This window comes from Streptomyces sp. NPDC088116 (assembly GCF_044741745.1).
Taxonomy (GTDB): domain Bacteria; phylum Actinomycetota; class Actinomycetes; order Streptomycetales; family Streptomycetaceae; genus Streptomyces.
On sequence record NZ_JBIUTF010000001.1, the window covers coordinates 645,896 to 662,405 of the forward strand.

General features: G+C 70.0%; 17 protein-coding genes. 5 read left to right on the forward strand and 12 right to left on the reverse strand.

All coding sequences use genetic code 11. The features are described from left to right. Nucleotides 1-58 precede the first annotated feature (58 nt). The 3 genes from ACIOJD_RS02835 to ACIOJD_RS02845 all read right to left on the reverse strand — a co-directional run bounded on the left by ACIOJD_RS02835 (nucleotide 59) and on the right by ACIOJD_RS02845 (nucleotide 2,063). Nucleotides 59-229, reverse strand: coding sequence for a hypothetical protein (locus tag ACIOJD_RS02835; protein ID WP_401907872.1), 171 nt, complete (start codon nucleotides 227-229; stop codon nucleotides 59-61). Nucleotides 230-407: 178 nt separating this feature from the next. After that, nucleotides 408-866 carry a molybdenum cofactor biosynthesis protein MoaE gene (locus ACIOJD_RS02840; RefSeq protein WP_401907873.1) on the reverse strand — a complete coding sequence of 153 codons (459 nt, stop codon included), beginning with the start codon at nucleotides 864-866 and terminating at the stop codon, nucleotides 408-410. An 84-nt stretch (nucleotides 867-950) separates the two neighbouring features. Continuing rightward, complete coding sequence (locus ACIOJD_RS02845; RefSeq protein WP_401907874.1) at nucleotides 951-2,063, reverse strand: SDR family oxidoreductase; 1,113 nt, start codon at nucleotides 2,061-2,063, stop codon at nucleotides 951-953. A 311-nt stretch (nucleotides 2,064-2,374) separates the two neighbouring features. Here ACIOJD_RS02845 and ACIOJD_RS02850 point away from each other — a divergent pair, with 311 nt between their 5' ends. Then, nucleotides 2,375-3,877, forward strand: a complete 1,503-nt coding sequence (locus tag ACIOJD_RS02850; protein WP_401907875.1) for a zinc-dependent metalloprotease — start codon at nucleotides 2,375-2,377, stop codon at nucleotides 3,875-3,877. Further along, the gene (locus tag ACIOJD_RS02855; RefSeq protein WP_401907876.1) at nucleotides 3,874-4,401 is read left to right on the forward strand and encodes an NUDIX hydrolase; all 528 of its coding nucleotides are present in this window, start codon (nucleotides 3,874-3,876) and stop codon (nucleotides 4,399-4,401) included. Before ACIOJD_RS02850 ends, ACIOJD_RS02855 begins: the two co-directional genes overlap by 4 nt. 64 nt (nucleotides 4,402-4,465) lie before the next feature. Here ACIOJD_RS02855 and ACIOJD_RS02860 read toward each other — a convergent pair whose 3' ends face one another. The 4 genes from ACIOJD_RS02860 to ACIOJD_RS02875 form a co-directional block, all read right to left on the reverse strand. Next, nucleotides 4,466-5,224, reverse strand: coding sequence for an AIM24 family protein (locus ACIOJD_RS02860; protein WP_401907877.1), 759 nt, complete (start codon nucleotides 5,222-5,224; stop codon nucleotides 4,466-4,468). Between the two features lie 19 nt (nucleotides 5,225-5,243). Beyond that, the gene (locus ACIOJD_RS02865; RefSeq protein WP_401907878.1) at nucleotides 5,244-5,924 is read right to left on the reverse strand and encodes an AIM24 family protein; all 681 of its coding nucleotides are present in this window, start codon (nucleotides 5,922-5,924) and stop codon (nucleotides 5,244-5,246) included. Nucleotides 5,925-5,937: 13 nt separating this feature from the next. Further along, nucleotides 5,938-7,581, reverse strand: coding sequence for a TerD family protein (locus tag ACIOJD_RS02870; RefSeq protein WP_401907879.1), 1,644 nt, complete (start codon nucleotides 7,579-7,581; stop codon nucleotides 5,938-5,940). A gap of 108 nt (nucleotides 7,582-7,689) precedes the next feature. After that, on the reverse strand, nucleotides 7,690-8,313 hold the full coding sequence (locus tag ACIOJD_RS02875) for a M48 family metallopeptidase (RefSeq protein ID WP_401907880.1): 624 nt from the start codon (nucleotides 8,311-8,313) through the stop codon (nucleotides 7,690-7,692). A 214-nt stretch (nucleotides 8,314-8,527) separates the two neighbouring features. Between ACIOJD_RS02875 and ACIOJD_RS02880 the strand changes: the two genes are divergently transcribed. Further along, nucleotides 8,528-9,673 carry a ThiF family adenylyltransferase gene (locus tag ACIOJD_RS02880; protein ID WP_401907881.1) on the forward strand — a complete coding sequence of 382 codons (1,146 nt, stop codon included), beginning with the start codon at nucleotides 8,528-8,530 and terminating at the stop codon, nucleotides 9,671-9,673. A gap of 111 nt (nucleotides 9,674-9,784) precedes the next feature. After that, nucleotides 9,785-11,176 (forward strand): ABC1 kinase family protein, encoded by a 1,392-nt coding sequence (locus ACIOJD_RS02885; protein WP_401907882.1) that lies wholly within the window; start codon nucleotides 9,785-9,787, stop codon nucleotides 11,174-11,176. Nucleotides 11,177-11,294: 118 nt separating this feature from the next. On the opposite strand, the gene ACIOJD_RS02890 is transcribed toward ACIOJD_RS02885, so the two are convergent. The 4 genes from ACIOJD_RS02890 to ACIOJD_RS02905 form a co-directional block, all read right to left on the reverse strand. Next, on the reverse strand, nucleotides 11,295-11,618 hold the full coding sequence (locus ACIOJD_RS02890; RefSeq protein ID WP_401907883.1) for a hypothetical protein: 324 nt from the start codon (nucleotides 11,616-11,618) through the stop codon (nucleotides 11,295-11,297). After that, nucleotides 11,615-11,983: a WhiB family transcriptional regulator gene (locus ACIOJD_RS02895; RefSeq protein WP_401907884.1), complete on the reverse strand. Its 369-nt coding sequence runs from the start codon at nucleotides 11,981-11,983 to the stop codon at nucleotides 11,615-11,617. The genes ACIOJD_RS02890 and ACIOJD_RS02895 overlap by 4 nt, the downstream gene beginning before the upstream one ends. A 173-nt stretch (nucleotides 11,984-12,156) precedes the next feature. Further along, nucleotides 12,157-12,510: a hypothetical protein gene (locus ACIOJD_RS02900; RefSeq protein ID WP_401907885.1), complete on the reverse strand. Its 354-nt coding sequence runs from the start codon at nucleotides 12,508-12,510 to the stop codon at nucleotides 12,157-12,159. 183 nt (nucleotides 12,511-12,693) lie between these two features. Continuing rightward, nucleotides 12,694-14,961, reverse strand: coding sequence for an ATP-dependent DNA helicase UvrD2 (locus tag ACIOJD_RS02905; RefSeq protein ID WP_401907886.1), 2,268 nt, complete (start codon nucleotides 14,959-14,961; stop codon nucleotides 12,694-12,696). A 177-nt stretch (nucleotides 14,962-15,138) separates the two neighbouring features. On the opposite strand from ACIOJD_RS02905, the gene ACIOJD_RS02910 reads away from it, so the two are divergent. Beyond that, nucleotides 15,139-15,387 carry a mycoredoxin gene (locus ACIOJD_RS02910; protein WP_401877463.1) on the forward strand — a complete coding sequence of 83 codons (249 nt, stop codon included), beginning with the start codon at nucleotides 15,139-15,141 and terminating at the stop codon, nucleotides 15,385-15,387. Between the two features lie 149 nt (nucleotides 15,388-15,536). On the opposite strand, the gene nudC is transcribed toward ACIOJD_RS02910, so the two are convergent. Beyond that, nucleotides 15,537-16,481, reverse strand: a complete 945-nt coding sequence (gene nudC / locus ACIOJD_RS02915; protein ID WP_401877461.1) for an NAD(+) diphosphatase — start codon at nucleotides 16,479-16,481, stop codon at nucleotides 15,537-15,539. Nucleotides 16,482-16,510: the final 29 nt, after the last annotated feature.

Here is a 16,510-nt window from a genome sequence, read left to right on the forward strand (position 1 = left end):
GAAGACCGGACAGGACCTGTGCGATCAACCGCGCGACTGCGAACGGTCCGCGGCCGCGTCAGGCGACGTCCGAACCGGAATGTTCCTTCTCCATCGCGTCACGGAACCGGGCATAGCCGTTGAGTTCGGCTATGTCACCGGTCGTGCGGTCTCTCGCGGCCCAACTTCCCCATATCGCCGCGCCAACGGCGGCGAAAAGCGGAATCAGCAGCCAAGCAAGTGCGGCCATACCGACCTCCGGACCTCAATGAGCGTCTGCGAACTGACCGATCAGCAGATTAACCATCTGCTGAACCAACGCTGCTGGCAGGGGTGCGGTTACGCAAATCGGGCCGTATGGGTACTGACCGGGTTTCAGTCAAACCTTGGGAAAGGAACCACGACCGCACCCACGCCTTCGGGAGGCTTTACGCCCCCACCCACTCTTCTGTCCCGTCGGAGAACTTCTGATGTTTCCAGATCGGGACCTCGTGCTTGAGGTCGTCGATCAGCTTCCGGCAGGCCTCGAACGCCTCCGCCCTGTGCGGGCAGGAGACCGCGACGACGACCGCCAGATCACCGACCGCCAGATCACCCACACGGTGGACGGCGGCCAGCGCCCGCACCGGATGTCCGGCGACCACCTTCTCGGCCACGCGCCGCAGCTCGGCCTCCGCGGACGGATGGCACGAGTAGCCGAGGGCGTCGACGTCCGCGCCCCCGTCGTGGTTGCGCACCGTCCCGACGAAGAGAGCCGTGCCGCCCGCCGCGTCGTCCCCGACCGCGCGGAAGACCTCATCGACGGTGATCGGGGTGTCGCGGATCGCCAGCAGCCGGATCGGGTCCTGCGCCGGCTGCTCGCCCGGATGGGAATGCGTGCTCGCCATAGGGCCCATCGTGCCGTACGGCGCCGACCTCACCGAACGGCGCCCGCTTCCCGGGGGCCCACCGGCACAGGGCCCCGGCGCCCCCTACAGACGGCGCCGCGCCTTACGGGCCCGCCGCACCAGAGCGGCCGTACCGAGCAGTGCCACGGTCGCGCCCGCCGCGCCCGCGGCGGTGGCGTCCTTACGGCCGAGGCGGCGGCCCGCGACCGTGTGGCGGCCCTCCACCTCCTCCAGCAGCGCCGCGAGAACCTCCTCGTTCGTCCACCGCGGCCGCCACCCGGCGTCGTGCAGCCTGCTGACGCTGACCACCCAGGGATGCATCGTGTACGCGAGGTCCCCGGCCGGCGAGGGAGTCAGACCGATCCGGTGCAGCCGGGCCGCGGCCCCCAGAGCGACCGCGGACGGCAGTTCCATCCGGCGGATACCGCTCAGCTCCTCGACCTCCTCCTGCTCCAGCCAGCCGTCGCAGCCGACCGCGAACTCTCCGTCCGCCTTTTCGAGCGCGGCGTACTCCAGCGCGCTGACCAGGTCCTCGACATGGCAGAACTGCCAGGTGGGACGGGATCCCGCGACGACGAGCAGCCGGGGCGACTCGAAGTAGCGGGTGAGGGCCGTGTCCGTACCGCCGACCAGGACGGCGGGCCGTACGACCGTCACATTGAGGCCGGGGTGGGCGCGCGGCGCCCGGCGGCCCAGGCGCTCGATCTCCAGCAGATCACCGACACCCGTGGCCTCGGCGGTCGCCCGCAGCTCGGCGTCCTCGGAAAGGGGGATGTCGTTGTCGGGCAACGCGCCGTAGACCATGGCCGACGTGCACAGCACGACCCGGTGGACCCCCGCGGCGGCCGCCGCCGTGAGCACGGTCTGGGTGCCGCGCACGTTGTAGGCGGTACGGGCGGCGGCGTCGGTCTCCAGGTCGAGATCGAGCGCGAGATGGACCACGACATCGGCGCCACGCAGCTTCTCGGCGATGGCCGGGTCACGGACGTCGAGGATGTGCCACCGCGCCTCGGAGACCTCCCCCCGGCGCTCGTCGATGGCGATGACCTGCTTGATCTCCTCGGACGCCGCCAGGCGCCGGGTGAGCAGGTCACCGACGCCGGAGGCGGCGCCGGTGACCGCGACGACGGGGCCGCGGGAGGGGGTCGTGGTTGAGCGGTTTCGCGCTGCGCGAACCTTCGGATCTCGGGAACTCACCGGGCGTCTCCAGCGGTTGTCTTCAATACGTACGTGAATGACGCGTACGTACCAGGTGACGTCCATCCTGCCGCAGGCCATCGGCCGACGGAGCACCGAGCCCGGAAGCCGCCCGGGTGTCGGAGCCGCACCGGCCGGCGGAGGCGGGAGACGGCGCGGACCGGAGGCAGCGCGGAGTCCGGCCGGACGGGCTCGCCGGACCGGCGGCCCGCGACGCCACCCCGCCTGCCCGCCCGCCGCTTAGGCTGGGTGGTGTAGTCGGGCAGCCGCCGCCGGCAGGAAGCCGGCGGCCCTACGAGCCGAGGAACCCCGTGAGTGACACCCCATTCGGATTCGGCCTTCCGCCGGAGGAGCCGGAGGACGGCGACGGCAAGAAGAAGGACCCTGCCGGAGGTGGTCAGGGTGCCGGTGGTCAAGGCGGTCCCGGCAATCCCTTCGCAGGATTCGGGCTGCCGGGCGGCGCGGGCGGTGCGGACAATCCGTTCGCCGCGATGTTCGGCTCGCTGAACCCCAACGACCTGGGCGCCGCCTTCCGGCAGCTCGGGCAGATGCTCAGCTACGAGGGCGGTCCCGTGAACTGGGACATGGCCAAGCAGATCGCCCGGCAGACGGTCTCGCAGGGCACGCCGGACGGTACGAAGGACGCGAGCGTCGGGCCCGCCGAGCGTGCCTCGGTCGACGAGGCGATCCGGCTGGCCGACCTCTGGCTGGACGGCGTCACCTCACTGCCTTCCGGCGCGAACACGGCGGTGGCGTGGAGCCGCGCCGAGTGGGTCGAGGCAACACTGCCCGCGTGGCAGCAGCTCGTCGATCCGGTCGCGGAGCGGGTGGGCACGGCCATGAGCGAAGTGCTGCCCGAAGAGATGCAGTCCGTGGCGGGCCCGCTGATCGGCATGATGCGCTCCATGGGCGGCGCCATGTTCGGCCAGCAGATCGGGCAGGCCGTGGGGGTGCTGGCGGGCGAGGTGGTCGGCTCGACGGACATCGGGCTGCCGCTGGGCCCGGCCGGCAAGGCCGCGCTGCTGCCGCTGAACGTCGAGGCGTTCAGCAAGGACCTCGGGGTGCCCAAGGACGAGATCCGGCTCTATCTGGCCCTGCGCGAGGCCGCTCATCAGCGGCTCTTCGCCCATGTGCCGTGGCTTCGGTCGCACATGTTCGGGGCGGTCGAGGGCTATGCCCGCGGCATCAAGGTCGACACCAGCAAGCTGGAGGACGTGGTCGGTCAGTTCGACCCCACACACCCCGAGGAGCTTCAGGACGCGCTCCAGCAGGGCATGTTCCAGCCGGAGGACACCCCCGAGCAGAAGACCGCGCTGGCCCGTCTCGAAACGGCACTCGCGCTGGTCGAGGGCTGGGTGGACGCGGTGGTGCACGAAGCAGCCAAGAGCAGGCTCACGGCGGCGGACGCGTTGCGCGAGACCCTGCGCAGGCGCCGGGCGTCCGGCGGCCCCGCCGAGCAGACCTTCGCCACGCTCATCGGGCTCCAGCTGCGGCCACGCCGGCTGCGGGACGCCTCGCGGCTGTGGGCCTCGCTCACGGACGCGCGGGGTGTCGACGGGCGCGACGGGCTGTGGGAGCACCCGGACATGCTGCCGACGGCTTCCGACCTCGATGACCCGGACGGCTTCGTCCACCACGAGCAGCCGGACTTCTCCGAGCTGGACAAGATGCTCGGCGAGGCGGCGGACGGCGGCAGGCCGAATCTCCGGAAGGACGACACCGACGGCCAGGACTCCGGCAGCCAGGGGTCCGGCAGCCAGGGGTCCGGCAGCCAGGACTCCGGCAAGGACGACAAGGACGACACCGACAAGTGAGCCTGTACGACGACGCCGTCCTCGTACTGAAGAAGTACGAGGACCAGCCGGAGCTGCGCGGGCTCTACCTGGACCATCTGGCGGCCCACCCGGACGGAATGTGGAAAGCGTGCGAGGCCGGGCATCTGACGGCGAGCGCGCTGGTGATCGACCCGGAGCGGGGCCGCGTCCTGCTGACCCTCCACAAGAAGCTCGGCATGTGGCTCCAGATGGGCGGCCACTGCGAGCCCGGCGACGCCTCACTGGAGCGCGCCGCTCTGCGGGAGGCGACGGAGGAGTCCGGCATCCCGGGGCTGACGCTGCTGCCCGTCGGTCCGGTCCAGCTGGACCGTCACGCCATTCCGGCGCCCTGCCACTGGCATCTCGATGTCCAGTACGCGGCGCTGGCGCCGGCGGGAGCGGTCGAGGCGATCAGCGAGGAGTCGCTGGACCTGCGCTGGTTCTCCTACGACGAGGCCGTGGGGATGGCCGACGCCTCGGTCGCGCGGCTGGTGGAGCGTACACGCGCCGCGCTGCGCGGGTAGGGGAGCTTTTCGGTACGGACCGGTTGAGCAGGGGCGCCCTCCACTAAGGGCGCCCCTTTCGGTCTCACCTGCTCCAGGCGTTGCCCTGGTTCTGGCCGTGGGCTCCGTGCTGACCGGCGCCGAACTGTGCGGCCAGTCCTTGCCCGATGTCCGCGTTCTGCGGCGGCATGACCTCACTGGGCTGTACGAGCGCGAAACCCTGCCCGAGGAAGCTCAGTTCCCAGCCCTCGCCGGTGTTGCCGCGCCGGCGCCGTACCCCCGAGGAATGTGTCTGTGCCTGCATCTGCACCCGCAGCGCGGAGGACCACGCGACGACCGCGTCGGAGTCGGCGTTGACGTACTTGTCCGGCGTGACCTGCATCATCAACGGCCGGCCCGAGGTCATCAGCGCGACCTTGCCCCGGCCGGAGATGTTCAGCTGGTACTTGCCGGAGCCGGAGATGCCGTACTGGCTGTCGACCGCGATGACATCGGTATGCAGCGTGGAGTCGAGCGCGAGGACATAGGCGCTGTCCACCGTCATGCCGTCGTGGTCGACCTCGACGACATGGATGTACTGGGCGAGGTTGGCGAGGTAGACCGTGCCCTGCCCGTGGCAGCGCATCAGGTCCAGCCCTTCACCTGTGTTCGCGCGGGCCCGCCGCTGGTTGTTCGACTGGTACTCACCGTCGAAGTCGATCAGCCCCTGGTAGGCGACCATCGCGCCCTTGCGGGCGAGGAGATCGTCGTGGCCGGTGAGCGAGACCCGCAGCAGCTGCGGGTTCTGCACGACGTACCGGTCCTGGGACTGCTGTTCCGTGTAGGCGAAAAGTGGACTCTGCATGATGTGTTCCCGCTCCCCCTCAGCCCCGGACCCGCAGGCGGTCGGTGCTGTCCTCGCTGGGCTGTACGACGACGATGCCCTGGCCCGAGAAGGCCATCTGATACGCCTCACCGCTGCCCCGCCCGATCAGAGCGGAGGCCTTGAAGCTGCGCTTGCCCTTCACCTTGAGCGACGGTGACCAGGCGACGAGCGCGTCCGGGTCGACATAGGTCTCGTCCTCGCCACGGCCGCAGTCGACCACGATCGGTGTACCGCGCGAGGTCAGGGCGACCCAGCCGGTCCCGGCGATCTGCACGTTCCACAGGCCCTGACCGGTGAACTTGGCCAGGCCCTTCACCCGCTCGACGCCCATCTGGAGGTGCGCGTCGAAGGCCAGCAGATTGGTGCCGTTGACGGAGATCGCGTCACCGTCGAGGTTGATGACGACCACATCCGCGCCGTAGTCGGCGAGATAGAGCAGTCCGTCACCGGCGCACTTCATCAGAGGCATGCCCTCACCGGTCGCCCATTGGGAGGCGACCTGGCGCAGGGCGGGCGGGTTCGGCTCGTACTGGATGAAGCCCTCGTAGGAGACCATCGAGCCGGTGCGTGCGAACAGGTCCTGGCCGGAGGCCATGGCGACCTTGAGCATCGAGCGGCCGTGGTTCTCCATCCGGGCCGTGACGGGGGTGGGGGCGAAGCCCGCCAGCTGCTGGTTCATTGTCCGGGCTCCCTCAGACCTCGTACGGCTGGACGACGATGAAGTTCCCGGGGGCTCCCCGGAACTGGAGGTTCACGGTCTCTCCGCTGTGGCCGGGATACGCGTTACGGCGCAGGCTGACCTGGCTGGAGATGATCACCTGGGACGCGGACGACCAGGCGACGACGGCATTGCAGTCGGCGAAGGTCGTGGGCGTGACGGGCAGGACCACCGGAGTGCCGTGGGTCTTGACGACGACGGTTCCCGTGCCCTGGAACTGCATGGTGAACAGGGCGCCGCCGGGGATGCCATGGCCCTCGATACGACGGACCTCGTACTGGAGGGTCTCGTCGAAGGCCAGCACGTTCTCGGCGGAGACGCAGATGCCGTCACCCTGAAGTTCGACCGGATGCAGATGTGCGCCTTCCTCGGCGAGGAACACCTGGCCACGGCCGGTGCAGCGCATCAGCTGCATCTCCTGGCCGGTGGCGTTACCGACGATACGTCCGGCGAAACCGGCTCCCTTGTAGCCGAAGTCGACCTTGCCCTGGTACATCACCATGCTGCCCTGGCGGGCGAGGACGGGGGTGCCGTCCGCACCGAGGTCCACGCGCACCAGCTGGCCGTTCTGCGCGGTCCAGCGCTGGCCCGTGGGCAGTTCCTTGTACGGCTGAAGGGCCGCCTGGAGACCGCCGCCGCCCTGCGGGACACCTTGCGGCACGCCGTGCGGGGTGCCCTGGGGCGGACCGGGCGGCTGCCGGCCGTACGGAGCGGGGGCCGGCTGACCGTACGGGGACGGAGCTGCGGGCGGGGCGGTCTGTCCGGGAAGCTGGCCCGGGAGCTGGCCGGGAGCCTGGCCGAACTGGGGCGGTTGGGGCGGCTGTCCGTACGGTGACGGCGCGGGCGGCGGAGCGGCACCGCCCGGCGGGACCATGGGCGCCTCGATGGTCGGTGCGGCATGCACCGACTGCGGAGCTTGCGGTGCTTGTGGCGCCTGCGGAGCGTGCGGCACCTGCGATGTCTGCGGGACGTGAGGTGTCTGTGGGGGCGCCGGTGCACCGAAGGACGGTGCGGGGGCGGCGGTCTGCGTGGGCGGGGCGAAGGCCGGGATCTGGCCTCCGGACGGCGGCTGCTGGGGCGCGGGCTCCTCCTCGGCGACCTCGCCGCCGAAATTCCTGAGCAGCGCGTCGAGTCCACCATCGAAGCCCTGGCCGACAGCGGCGAACCGCCAGACGTCCTTCAAATAGAAGTCGCCGAGCATCACGGCACGCTCGGTGGTGAACTCCGAGCCGGTGAAGGCGTATCGGACGACTTCCTCGCCGCCCGCGACGATACGGATGTATCCGGGGCCGACCTGGGACATCTGGCCGGCACCATCGATGGTGGCGGTGAACGAGAGTTTGTGGATATTCGCCGGTATACGCTCCAGGGTCACCCTGAAGGACTCGGTGTCCCCCGCCTGGGATCCCAGCAACTGGACGGATTCCTCTGGCGACTTCGGCTGATTGAAGAAGATGAAATAACGGTCGTCCGAGAGCTGCTCATCGGCGTCGAGGCCGAAACAGCTGATGTCGAAGGTCAGCCCGGGAGCCGCGATCTGCACGCCTACGTACAGATCCGTCCCTGGCGTGAGATCACTGATCTTGGCCTTGTGGCCGCGCTGGAATTCCCTGGCCATGCGTAACGACCGTCCCCCATCCCGAAGGTGAATACGTCGCGCAAGGCTAACGGCTGGGTCGGACATCGGACCAAGCCGGTACACACTCGGTACAGGATCATCGAATCGTCACTCTTCGCCCACGACCGGCGGTTGCGGCAACCGGTCGGCGGCGACCACGCCTTCGAGATAACCACGGGCCCGCTCGGTACGGGGATACGCCTCCAGCAGCCGCCAGAACCGCGGACCGTGGCCCGGCACCAGCAGATGGGCCAGTTCGTGGACGAGTACATAGTCGACGACGTACTCCGGCATGCCCTGGAGCCGGTGCGAGAGCCTGATGCTGCCCTCCGCCGGGGTGCAGGAACCCCAGCGGGTGTTCTGGTTGGTCACCCACCGGACGGAGGCGGGCCGGGGCCTGCCGCCGAAGTACTGGGCGGAGAGGCGCTCGGCCCGCTCGATCAGCTCGCTGTCGCCGAGGAGACGCTTGGACTCCTGCGCGGCGAGTTTGTCGAGCATCACCGACACCCAGCGCTGTTCCTCCGCCTCCGACATCCGGGCGGGGATGAGCACGATGGTCCGGTCGCCCTCGCGGTAGGCCGAGACCGTTCTGCTGCGGCGGGCGCTCCGGCGGACCTCGACAGCGCTCGTCGCCGAGGCGCGGGGCGGACGGTCTGTCACGCCACTCGTTTCACCTTCGGCGCTGTGCGATGAGGTCTCCTCTGCCAGGCGAGGAGAAGGATCGGCGGACACGCCCCGACGTTACCCGCTGTGCGTGGGGGAAGTCCCGCCTCCGGGATGGTTCGATCTTGATCCACTCTCCGTCATGCACCATTTGAACGACTAACACCCGCAGCTGTGGATAACTTTCCACACCATCTGCCACTTCCCTGCATTCTGAGAACTCGGGATCGCGGAGACCGAGGAGATCTCGGGGATCGGCGAGCGAGAAAACGGGGAGGGCGATATGCGTCCGATGATGAAGCCCGCGCTGCGGCGTGCGTGGCGGGAGCGTCAGACGGTGCAATTCGGGGTGACGCCCGCGCACGCGGTTCGGGTCGGCCCGGTCGATACGGCCACGGGCAGTTTTATGGAGCTGCTCGACGGGACGCGGGGGCTGCCTCTGCTGCGGGAGGAGGCCCGCTCGATGGGGCTGCCGGACGGCCTGGCCGACTCACTGGTGGCGCGGCTGGCAGCGGCGGGGCTCATCGATTCACCGGGGGCGGGCGGCCGGGCGGCCGAGGCGTTCAGGAAACGGGCGAAGGACATCGACCGGTTGCGGCCCGACCTCGCGTCGCTCTCCGTCATTCACCGGGAGCCGGGGGCGGGGATGAGGCGGCTGGCGGCACGACGGGAGATGCGGGTCCAGGTCCGGGGCGCCGGCCGGGTCGGATCGGCCGTAGCCGCGGTGCTCTCGGCGTCCGGGGTGGGACAGGTCGATGTGCTGGACGGCGGGTGCGCGCAGGCCTGGGACGTGACACCCGCCGGGCTGCCCGCGGATTCCGTCGGCGAGCGGCGGGACGCGGCGGCCCGGCAGCTGGTCCGGCGGTCGGCCCCGGGGCGTGGGCCGAGGGCGCAGGACACCGAGTCGCGCGGAGACGGTGAGCCGGGCCTCTCCCTGGTGATCCTCGCTCCCCGCGACGGACTCGCCGCCTATGTCCCCGATCCGGGCGCGGCCCAGCCCTGGCTCGTCACGGGTACTCCTCATCTCTATACGGGGGTGATCGAGGCCACGGGTCTGGTCGGGCCTCTGGTGCTGCCCGGTGGCACGGCCTGTGCGGGCTGTATCGCGCGAGCGCGGGCGGACCGTGATCCGACCTGGCCGCGCATGCTGGCGCAGTGGCTCTCCGGGCGCGGGACATCGTCGGTACCGGCGTGCGATCTGGGGCTGGCCACCACGGTGGCGGGACTCGCGGCGGCCCATGCTCTGTCGTTCCTGGACGGGGAGCTGCCCGCCAGTACGGGTGCACGATGGGAGGCGTCTCTCCCGTTGCTGGACTGGCGCTCGGAGCAGATGGAACCCCATCCGGGCTGCCCGTGCGGGGCGGCCGGGAGCAGAGAGGGGGAGCGCATCACGGAAGCAGGGGCGCCGCACGACACAATGGCCGGGTAACCGCCGTACGCGGCATGGCTGTCTGGGATGAAGAGCTCCTCGAGGAAGAGGCGGACGATCGGCTCAAGGCGTCTGGTGCCGTCAGCGAGGATCCCTACAAGGAGGGGCACAATGTCTGATCTTCCCCGGAAGGCGGTCACCCGCACCGCGAAGCTGGCGACGTTGCCACTGGGCTTCGCCGGCCGGGCCACCTGGGGCCTTGGCAAACGGATCGGCGGGAAATCCGCGGAGATCGTCTCCCGGGAACTGCAACAACGCACGGCCGACCAGCTCTTCAAGGTGCTCGGTGAGCTCAAGGGCGGCGCCATGAAGTTCGGGCAGGCGCTGTCCGTCTTCGAATCCGCGTTGCCGGAGGAGATCGCCGGGCCCTACCGGGCGGCGCTCACCAAGCTCCAGGAAGCGGCGCCGCCGATGCCGACCCGTACGGTTCACGCGGTGATGGCGGAGCGGCTGGGTGAGGAGTGGCGCGAGCTGTTCTCGGAGTTCGAGGACAAGCCGTCGGCCGCCGCGTCGATCGGCCAGGTGCACCGGGGGGTGTGGCACGACGGCCGCGAGGTCGCGGTCAAGGTGCAGTATCCGGGAGCCGGGGAGGCGCTGCTGTCCGATCTGACCCAGCTGAGCCGGTTCGCCAGGCTGTTGGGGCCGCTGATCCCGGGGATGGACATCAAGCCGCTGATCACCGAGCTGCGCGACCGGGTGTCCGAGGAGCTGGACTACGGCCTGGAGGCCGAGGCACAGCGGGCACACGCGGTGGAGTTCGCGGACGATCCGGATGTGGTGGTGCCGGACGTCGTTCATCAGGGCGAGCAGGTGCTGGTGACCGAGTGGATGGACGGCATACCGCTGGCGGAGGTGATCTCCGACGGGACGCCCGAGCAGCGGAACCGGGCGGGGCAGTTGCTGGCCCGGTTCCTGTTCTCGGGTCCGGCGCGCACCGGTCTGCTGCACGCGGATCCGCATCCGGGGAACTTCCGGCTGCTGCCGCCCCTGGACGGAGGGGAAGACGCCCCGGAGGGGGAATTCCGGCTGGGTGTACTGGACTTCGGCACGGTGGACCGGCTGCCGGGCGGACTGCCCGGCACCATCGGTGAGGCCCTGCGGATGACGCTGGAGGGCGACGCCCAGGCGGTGTACGACCGGCTGCGGGGTGAGGGATTCATCAAGGATTCCATCGATCTCGACCCGGACGCGGTGCAGGACTATCTGCTGCCGATCATCGAGCCGGCGGCGGTCGAGGAGTTCACCTTCACCCGGAGCTGGATGCGCGACCAGGCGGGCCGGATCGCCGATCCGCGCTCCCCCGCGCACCAGTTGGGCAGGCAGCTGAATCTGCCACCGTCGTATCTGCTGATACACCGCGTCACACTGAGCACCATCGGTGTGCTCTGCCAACTGGGTGCGACGGTGCGGCTCCGGGACGAGTTGGAGGCCTGGCTGTCCGGGTTTCTGGAGGAGTCGGCGGATGAGGCCGACGCCGACACGGCAGCCGAGCCGGACGCCTGAGGGGCGCGGACGCAGCCTCAGGATGCGCCCGAGGGGGCCGGTCCTTCCGGACCGGCCCCCTCGCAGTGAGAGCGGAGTGACACTCGCCGACCGTTCGGCCGGCTTGCTCGCTCACTTGTTACTGCATGACCGCCATGGCCAGCGCGCGGCGGGCGCGCAGCGACACACGCTCGGCACGGCGCTGGATCCGCCGGGCGGCGACCAGGCGCGAGGCCCGGCGTTCCGCTTCGACTTGGCGCATACGTTCATCCATATGCGCGCGAGCCAGGGCTTCTGGGATGAGTTGCATCTCGCGGGTCCTGTTCTGACGCGTGTCGTTCGCGCCCGTGGTGGTGACGGCTGGGGTGGCGGAGCCGTACGGCTCGCTCGTGGAAGAGGTCATCGGAGCCTGCTTCTGGGGATCGTGCGTATAGGGACGGTCGATGGTTCCGGACGCGTTCATGCCGCGACCGGGTTCTTGCGCGGACGGCCACGCGGCCGCTTGCGGGCCACGACCACACCCTGGACAAAGAGCTCGCCGCCCCAGACACCCCACGGCTCACGCCGGTCCTTGGCGCCGGCGAGGCAGGCCTCGACCAGCGGGCAGCTACGACAGAGGGACTTCGCGTACTCGACATCGGCCGGGGACTCGGCGAAGAAGACCTCCGGGTCGTAGGCACGGCACGGAACGGGTACGCCGAGGTTCTCGATGGCGTCGTCGAGCGCGGTGAGCGCGGTCAGCGGGGTCAAGGTGGAGTCCTCCGTGGAACTGAGCGGGGCGATCGCTTCGGAAGGCGGTACGGACGGGGCGTGCGCATCGAGTTGCACGGGGTGTCGTTCCTCGTCTGGTCGGTCCGGCCTGTTTGCCGGGTGTCGGCTTGGTACCGGGTGGTTCTTGTCCCGAGGCCCCTTCGCTCCGTCTCTCCCGTTCGGGACAAACAGAAGGGCCGCGGATCCCGGGTGGGGTTCCGCGGCCCTGAAGGCGCCGGCCTGATTCTCGATCAGGCTGGATCGCTCCAGGGTTCGAGCCCACGGAAGGCCCACATCGTGTGATGCTGCGTCTGCGTCTTGGTTTCGGCACCGGTCGCCGCAAAGGCATAGGCCTTGGCCTCTGCCGCCGCTACTCCTGCTTCCAGTGCCTTGGTCGGTCGCTCATCGCACTCCGGGACAGCGCGCTCTCGGACGGGAAGACCCGACAGAGACAGACCCGACAGAACGACGGGGCGCACGGAGAGGGCGGCGGACAGACCACTGGCAATCAGTTCGGAACCGGAGAAGCCGAGCATGCATGCGGAGACGACCGAGCGATCGGTCATTTTGACGGTGCTGACAAGGTTGTTGTTGACGTTGATCACAGGAATCGCCTCCTCTCGGCGTCTCGAGGACCGGCCCGAAGACCAGTCACATGTGTATGGACATGTACTGCTTGTGCTAAGTAGAGCACGGGAACCGGGCTTCGGAGAAGCCGTTGTTTCCGTGGTTAAGAACCTATGGGGATTCCCGGGGCGGGCGCAAACTATTTTTTCGACGAGTTTGCATCAGGTGTCCTCGTCGTCCACCGCAAGCTCCTCACCAGCGCAGATGGCCAGCACATCGGCTCCGAACCGGTCCAGCTTGCGGCGGCCGACTCCGGAGATCCCGGCCAGCTCGCCCGCACTGCCCGGTACGGCCTCCGCGATCGCCATCAGCGTCTTGTCGGTGAACACGCAGTACGCGGGCTGGCTCAGCTGCTGGGCCTGCTCGGCGCGCCAGTCACGCAGCCGCTCGTACAGTGCCTCATCCATGTCGGAGGGGCAGTCCTCGCAGCGCATGAGCTTCATCTCACCGGCGTCGGTGAGCGTCCGGCCGCACACCCGGCAGCGCGCGGGGCCCCGCTGCCTGCGCCGGGCCGCGCTGCCGCGCTCGACGGAGCTTCTCGCGCCCGCCGCCGTGTCCCGGGCGCCGGGGGCCGTGGAGCCGGGACGCAGCCCGTTCAGGAAGCGGGTGGGACGCCGGGAGGCCCGGCCGCCGGGCGAACGGGAGAGGGCCCAGGAGAGGGAGAGGTGCAGCCGCGCACGGGTGACTCCCACGTAGAGAAGCCTGCGCTCCTCCTCGATCTGCTCATCGGTCTTGGCGTAGGTGATCGGCACCATGCCCTCGGTGAGCCCGACGAGGAACACCGCGTCCCACTCCAGTCCCTTCGCCGCGTGGAGCGAGGCGAGCGTGACGCCCTGCACGGTGGGCGCGTGCTGCGCGGCAGCGCGCTCGTCCAGCTCCGCCACCAGATCGGCCAGCGTCGCCGTCGGCTTAGCCCGGACGAAGTCCTCGGCGAGACGGACCAGGGCGGCCAGGGATTCCCAGCGGTCCCGGACCGCGCCCGATCCGGTCGGGGGCTCGGTGGTCCATCCCTTGGTGGAGAGCACCGCCCGCACCTGCGAGGGCAGTTCGACGACATCGTCCAGCAGGGAGTCGTTGCCCCCGAACCTGGCCGCTCCGCGCAGCGCGGCGCCCGCTTCCCGTACCTCCTGGCGTTCGAAGAACCGCTCGGCGCCGCGCAGCTGATACGGGACTCCCGCGTCGGCGAGGGCCTGTTCGTAGACCTCCGACTGGGCGTTGATGCGGTAGAGCACGGCGATCTCACCGGCCGGGACGCCCGCGGCGATCAGATCGCGGATCCGGCGGGCGGTGCCCTCGGCTTCGGTGGGCTCGTCCCCGTACTCCGTGCAGACCGGCTCGGGGCCCGGGTCGCGCTGCGAGATCAGCTCCAGGCGGTGCTCGGCGGCCCGGCCGCTCGCCTGGTTCAGCAGGCCGTTGGCGAGATGGACCACCTGGGGGGTGGAGCGGTAGTCCCGGATGAGCTTCACCACCGTGGCGTTGGGATGCCGGGTGCGGAAGTTCAGCAGGTGGTCGGGGGTGGCTCCGGTGAAGGAGTAGATCGTCTGGCTGGCGTCGCCGACGACGCAGAGGCTTTCCCTGTCCCCCAGCCAGAGATCGAGCAGCCGCTGCTGGAGCGGGCTGACGTCCTGATACTCGTCCACCACGAAGTGCTGGTACTGACGGCGGATCTGGTCGGCGATGTCGTGCCGGTCCTGGAGGATGCCGACCGTGAGCAGCAGGACGTCCTCGAAGTCGATCACCGAGCGCTCGCGCTTGAGCTGCTCGTACATCCCGTAGATCTGGCCGATCTCCGCCGGGTCGCGCGGGGCGTCGCGGGGGGACTTGGCGACGGCCGCCGGATAGTCGGCCGGCACGGTCTGGGTGACCTTCGACCACTCGATCTCGCTGGTGACGTCCCGCAGTTCATTGCGGTCGAGCCGGATCCGGCAGCGGGCCGCGGCCTCGGCGACCAGCTGGACCTTGCGGTCCAGCAGCCTCGGCAGCTCGCCGCCGACCGCCTTGGGCCAGAAGAACTGGAGCTGGCGGAGCGCCGCAGCGTGGAACGTACGCGCCTGAACGCCTCCCGCGCCGAGCTGCCGCAGCCGCCCGCGCATCTCGCCCGCGGCGCGGTTGGTGAAGGTGACGGCGAGCACTCCGGCGGGTGGGAGTATCCCGGCGCGCACCCCGTAGGCGATCCGGTGGGTGATGGCGCGCGTCTTGCCCGTGCCGGCTCCCGCCAGCACGCACACCGGCCCGTGCAGGGCCGTCGCGACCTCGCGCTGCTCGGGGTCGAGCCCGTCGAGCACCGCGTCGGCGTCGCGCGGCGGAGCCACGATCTGGCTGCCTTCGGATTCCCGCGAGAACAGTGGGGAGTGCGTTGCTGTTGTCACCCCGCCATGCTGCCAGGTCCCCCGGGACGGCTGCGGCGGTTGTCCACAGGGGAGCCTCATTGGTCATACGAATACGGTGCTTCGGCGCGGGCACCACCCGGACCCGGCCCCGGACCCGGACCCGGACCCGGACCCGGACCCGGACCCGGCGGGAATGGTGACCGGGTCACGTACGTTCGACACAATGCGGCGACGCTTCGGGCGACGCATTCGGTCAGAGCAAAGGAGCGCGAGAAGATGCCGGGCACTGTGACGATGTACAGCACCACGTGGTGCGGATACTGCCGTCGGCTGAAGGGCCAGATGGACCGCGAGGGCATCGGGTACACGGAGATCAACATCGAGCACGACCCGGAATCGGCGGCCTTCGTCGAAAAGGCGAACGGCGGCAACCAGACGGTGCCGACCGTGCTGTTCGAGGACGGCTCGACGCTGACGAATCCCTCGCTGGCCCAGGTCAAGCAGAAGGTCGGCGTGGGCGCCTGAGGGCACTGACCGCACCTGCCGCGAGTGACGCGAGCCCCCGCCCGGCGAGGCCGGCGGGGGCTCTGTCATACGTCTCACGCGACCGGCGCACCGCTCGGGTCGGCCGGCATACGCCCACCGGCGTACAGCTCGGGCCCCCGACGTACGCCTCAGGTGATCGGCTTCGGCAAGGGCTTGCCGTACCAGAGCTCCACCAGGCGGGCGGCAATCGAGATGCCCGCCGGGGGGAGGATCTCGCCCGTCTCGATCGCGGTACGCAGATCCTCGCGGGAGAACCAGCGCGCCTCCTCGATCTCCTCGCCGTCCACCGTGATCTCCGAGGACGTGGCGCGGGCCATGAAGCCCAGCATCAGGCTCGACGGGAACGGCCAGGGCTGGCTGGCGATGTACTCGACGTCGCCGACCGTGACGCCCGCTTCCTCGAAGACCTCGCGGACCACCGACTGCTCGATCGACTCGCCCGGCTCCACGAAGCCCGCGAGCGTGGAGAACCGGCCCTCGGGCCAGTGCACCTGGCGGCCCAGGAGCGCGCGGTCCTCCTCGTCGGTAACCAGCATGATCACCGCCGGGTCGGTCCGGGGGTAGTGCTCGGCGCCGCAGGCCTGGCAGCGGCGGATGTGGCCGGCCGCCGCGATCACCGTGCGCTCGCCGCAGCGGGAGCAGAAGCGGTGCAGCCGCTGCCAGTTCTCCAGCGCCACGGCATGCACCATCAGGCCCGCGTCACGCGCCGAGAGCAGCACTCCGGCCTCACGCAGGCCCGCGGGCCGTGCCGACTGGTCCATGCGGCCGGGAAGTGTGTCCTTCTGGAGGGCGAAGTAGCGGACGCCGCCCTCGTCCGTACCGAGGAAGTAACGGTGGGTCTCGGTGACGGGCGCCTCGAAGGTCGGGGTCATGACCAGTTCGGTACGGCCGTCAGGGGTGTCGTCGATCAGCACCTGCCCGCCCGACACCACGAAGACCCTGGTCGTCGGGTGACTCCAGGCCGCCGCCAGCCAGGCCTCGTCGAGACGGTGGTGCGCCGCGCGGTCGATACCGCTGTGCGCGGTGAGACCGATGGGTCGGTGTGCGGTGGCGTGACTGCTGAGGGTGCTCACAGGTACTTTCCAACTCCCCCGGGTGAAGG

Bases quoted from the DNA above. Each gene is read 5' to 3' on its own strand.
- ACIOJD_RS02860 (WP_401907877.1), bottom strand. From the start codon at position 5,224: ATGCAGAGTCCACTTTTCGCCTACACGGAACAGCAGTCCCAGGACCGG.
- ACIOJD_RS02840 (WP_401907873.1), bottom strand. From the start codon at position 866: ATGGCGAGCACGCATTCCCATCCGGGCGAGCAGCCGGCGCAGGACCCG.
- ACIOJD_RS02870 (WP_401907879.1), bottom strand. From the start codon at position 7,581: ATGGCCAGGGAATTCCAGCGCGGCCACAAGGCCAAGATCAGTGATCTC.
- ACIOJD_RS02910 (WP_401877463.1), top strand. From the start codon at position 15,139: ATGCCGGGCACTGTGACGATGTACAGCACCACGTGGTGCGGATACTGC.
- ACIOJD_RS02835 (WP_401907872.1), bottom strand. From the start codon at position 229: ATGGCCGCACTTGCTTGGCTGCTGATTCCGCTTTTCGCCGCCGTTGGC.
- ACIOJD_RS02880 (WP_401907881.1), top strand. From the start codon at position 8,528: ATGCGTCCGATGATGAAGCCCGCGCTGCGGCGTGCGTGGCGGGAGCGT.
- ACIOJD_RS02885 (WP_401907882.1), top strand. From the start codon at position 9,785: ATGTCTGATCTTCCCCGGAAGGCGGTCACCCGCACCGCGAAGCTGGCG.
- ACIOJD_RS02865 (WP_401907878.1), bottom strand. From the start codon at position 5,924: ATGAACCAGCAGCTGGCGGGCTTCGCCCCCACCCCCGTCACGGCCCGG.
- ACIOJD_RS02890 (WP_401907883.1), bottom strand. From the start codon at position 11,618: ATGAACGCGTCCGGAACCATCGACCGTCCCTATACGCACGATCCCCAG.
- ACIOJD_RS02905 (WP_401907886.1), bottom strand. From the start codon at position 14,961: ATGAGGCTCCCCTGTGGACAACCGCCGCAGCCGTCCCGGGGGACCTGG.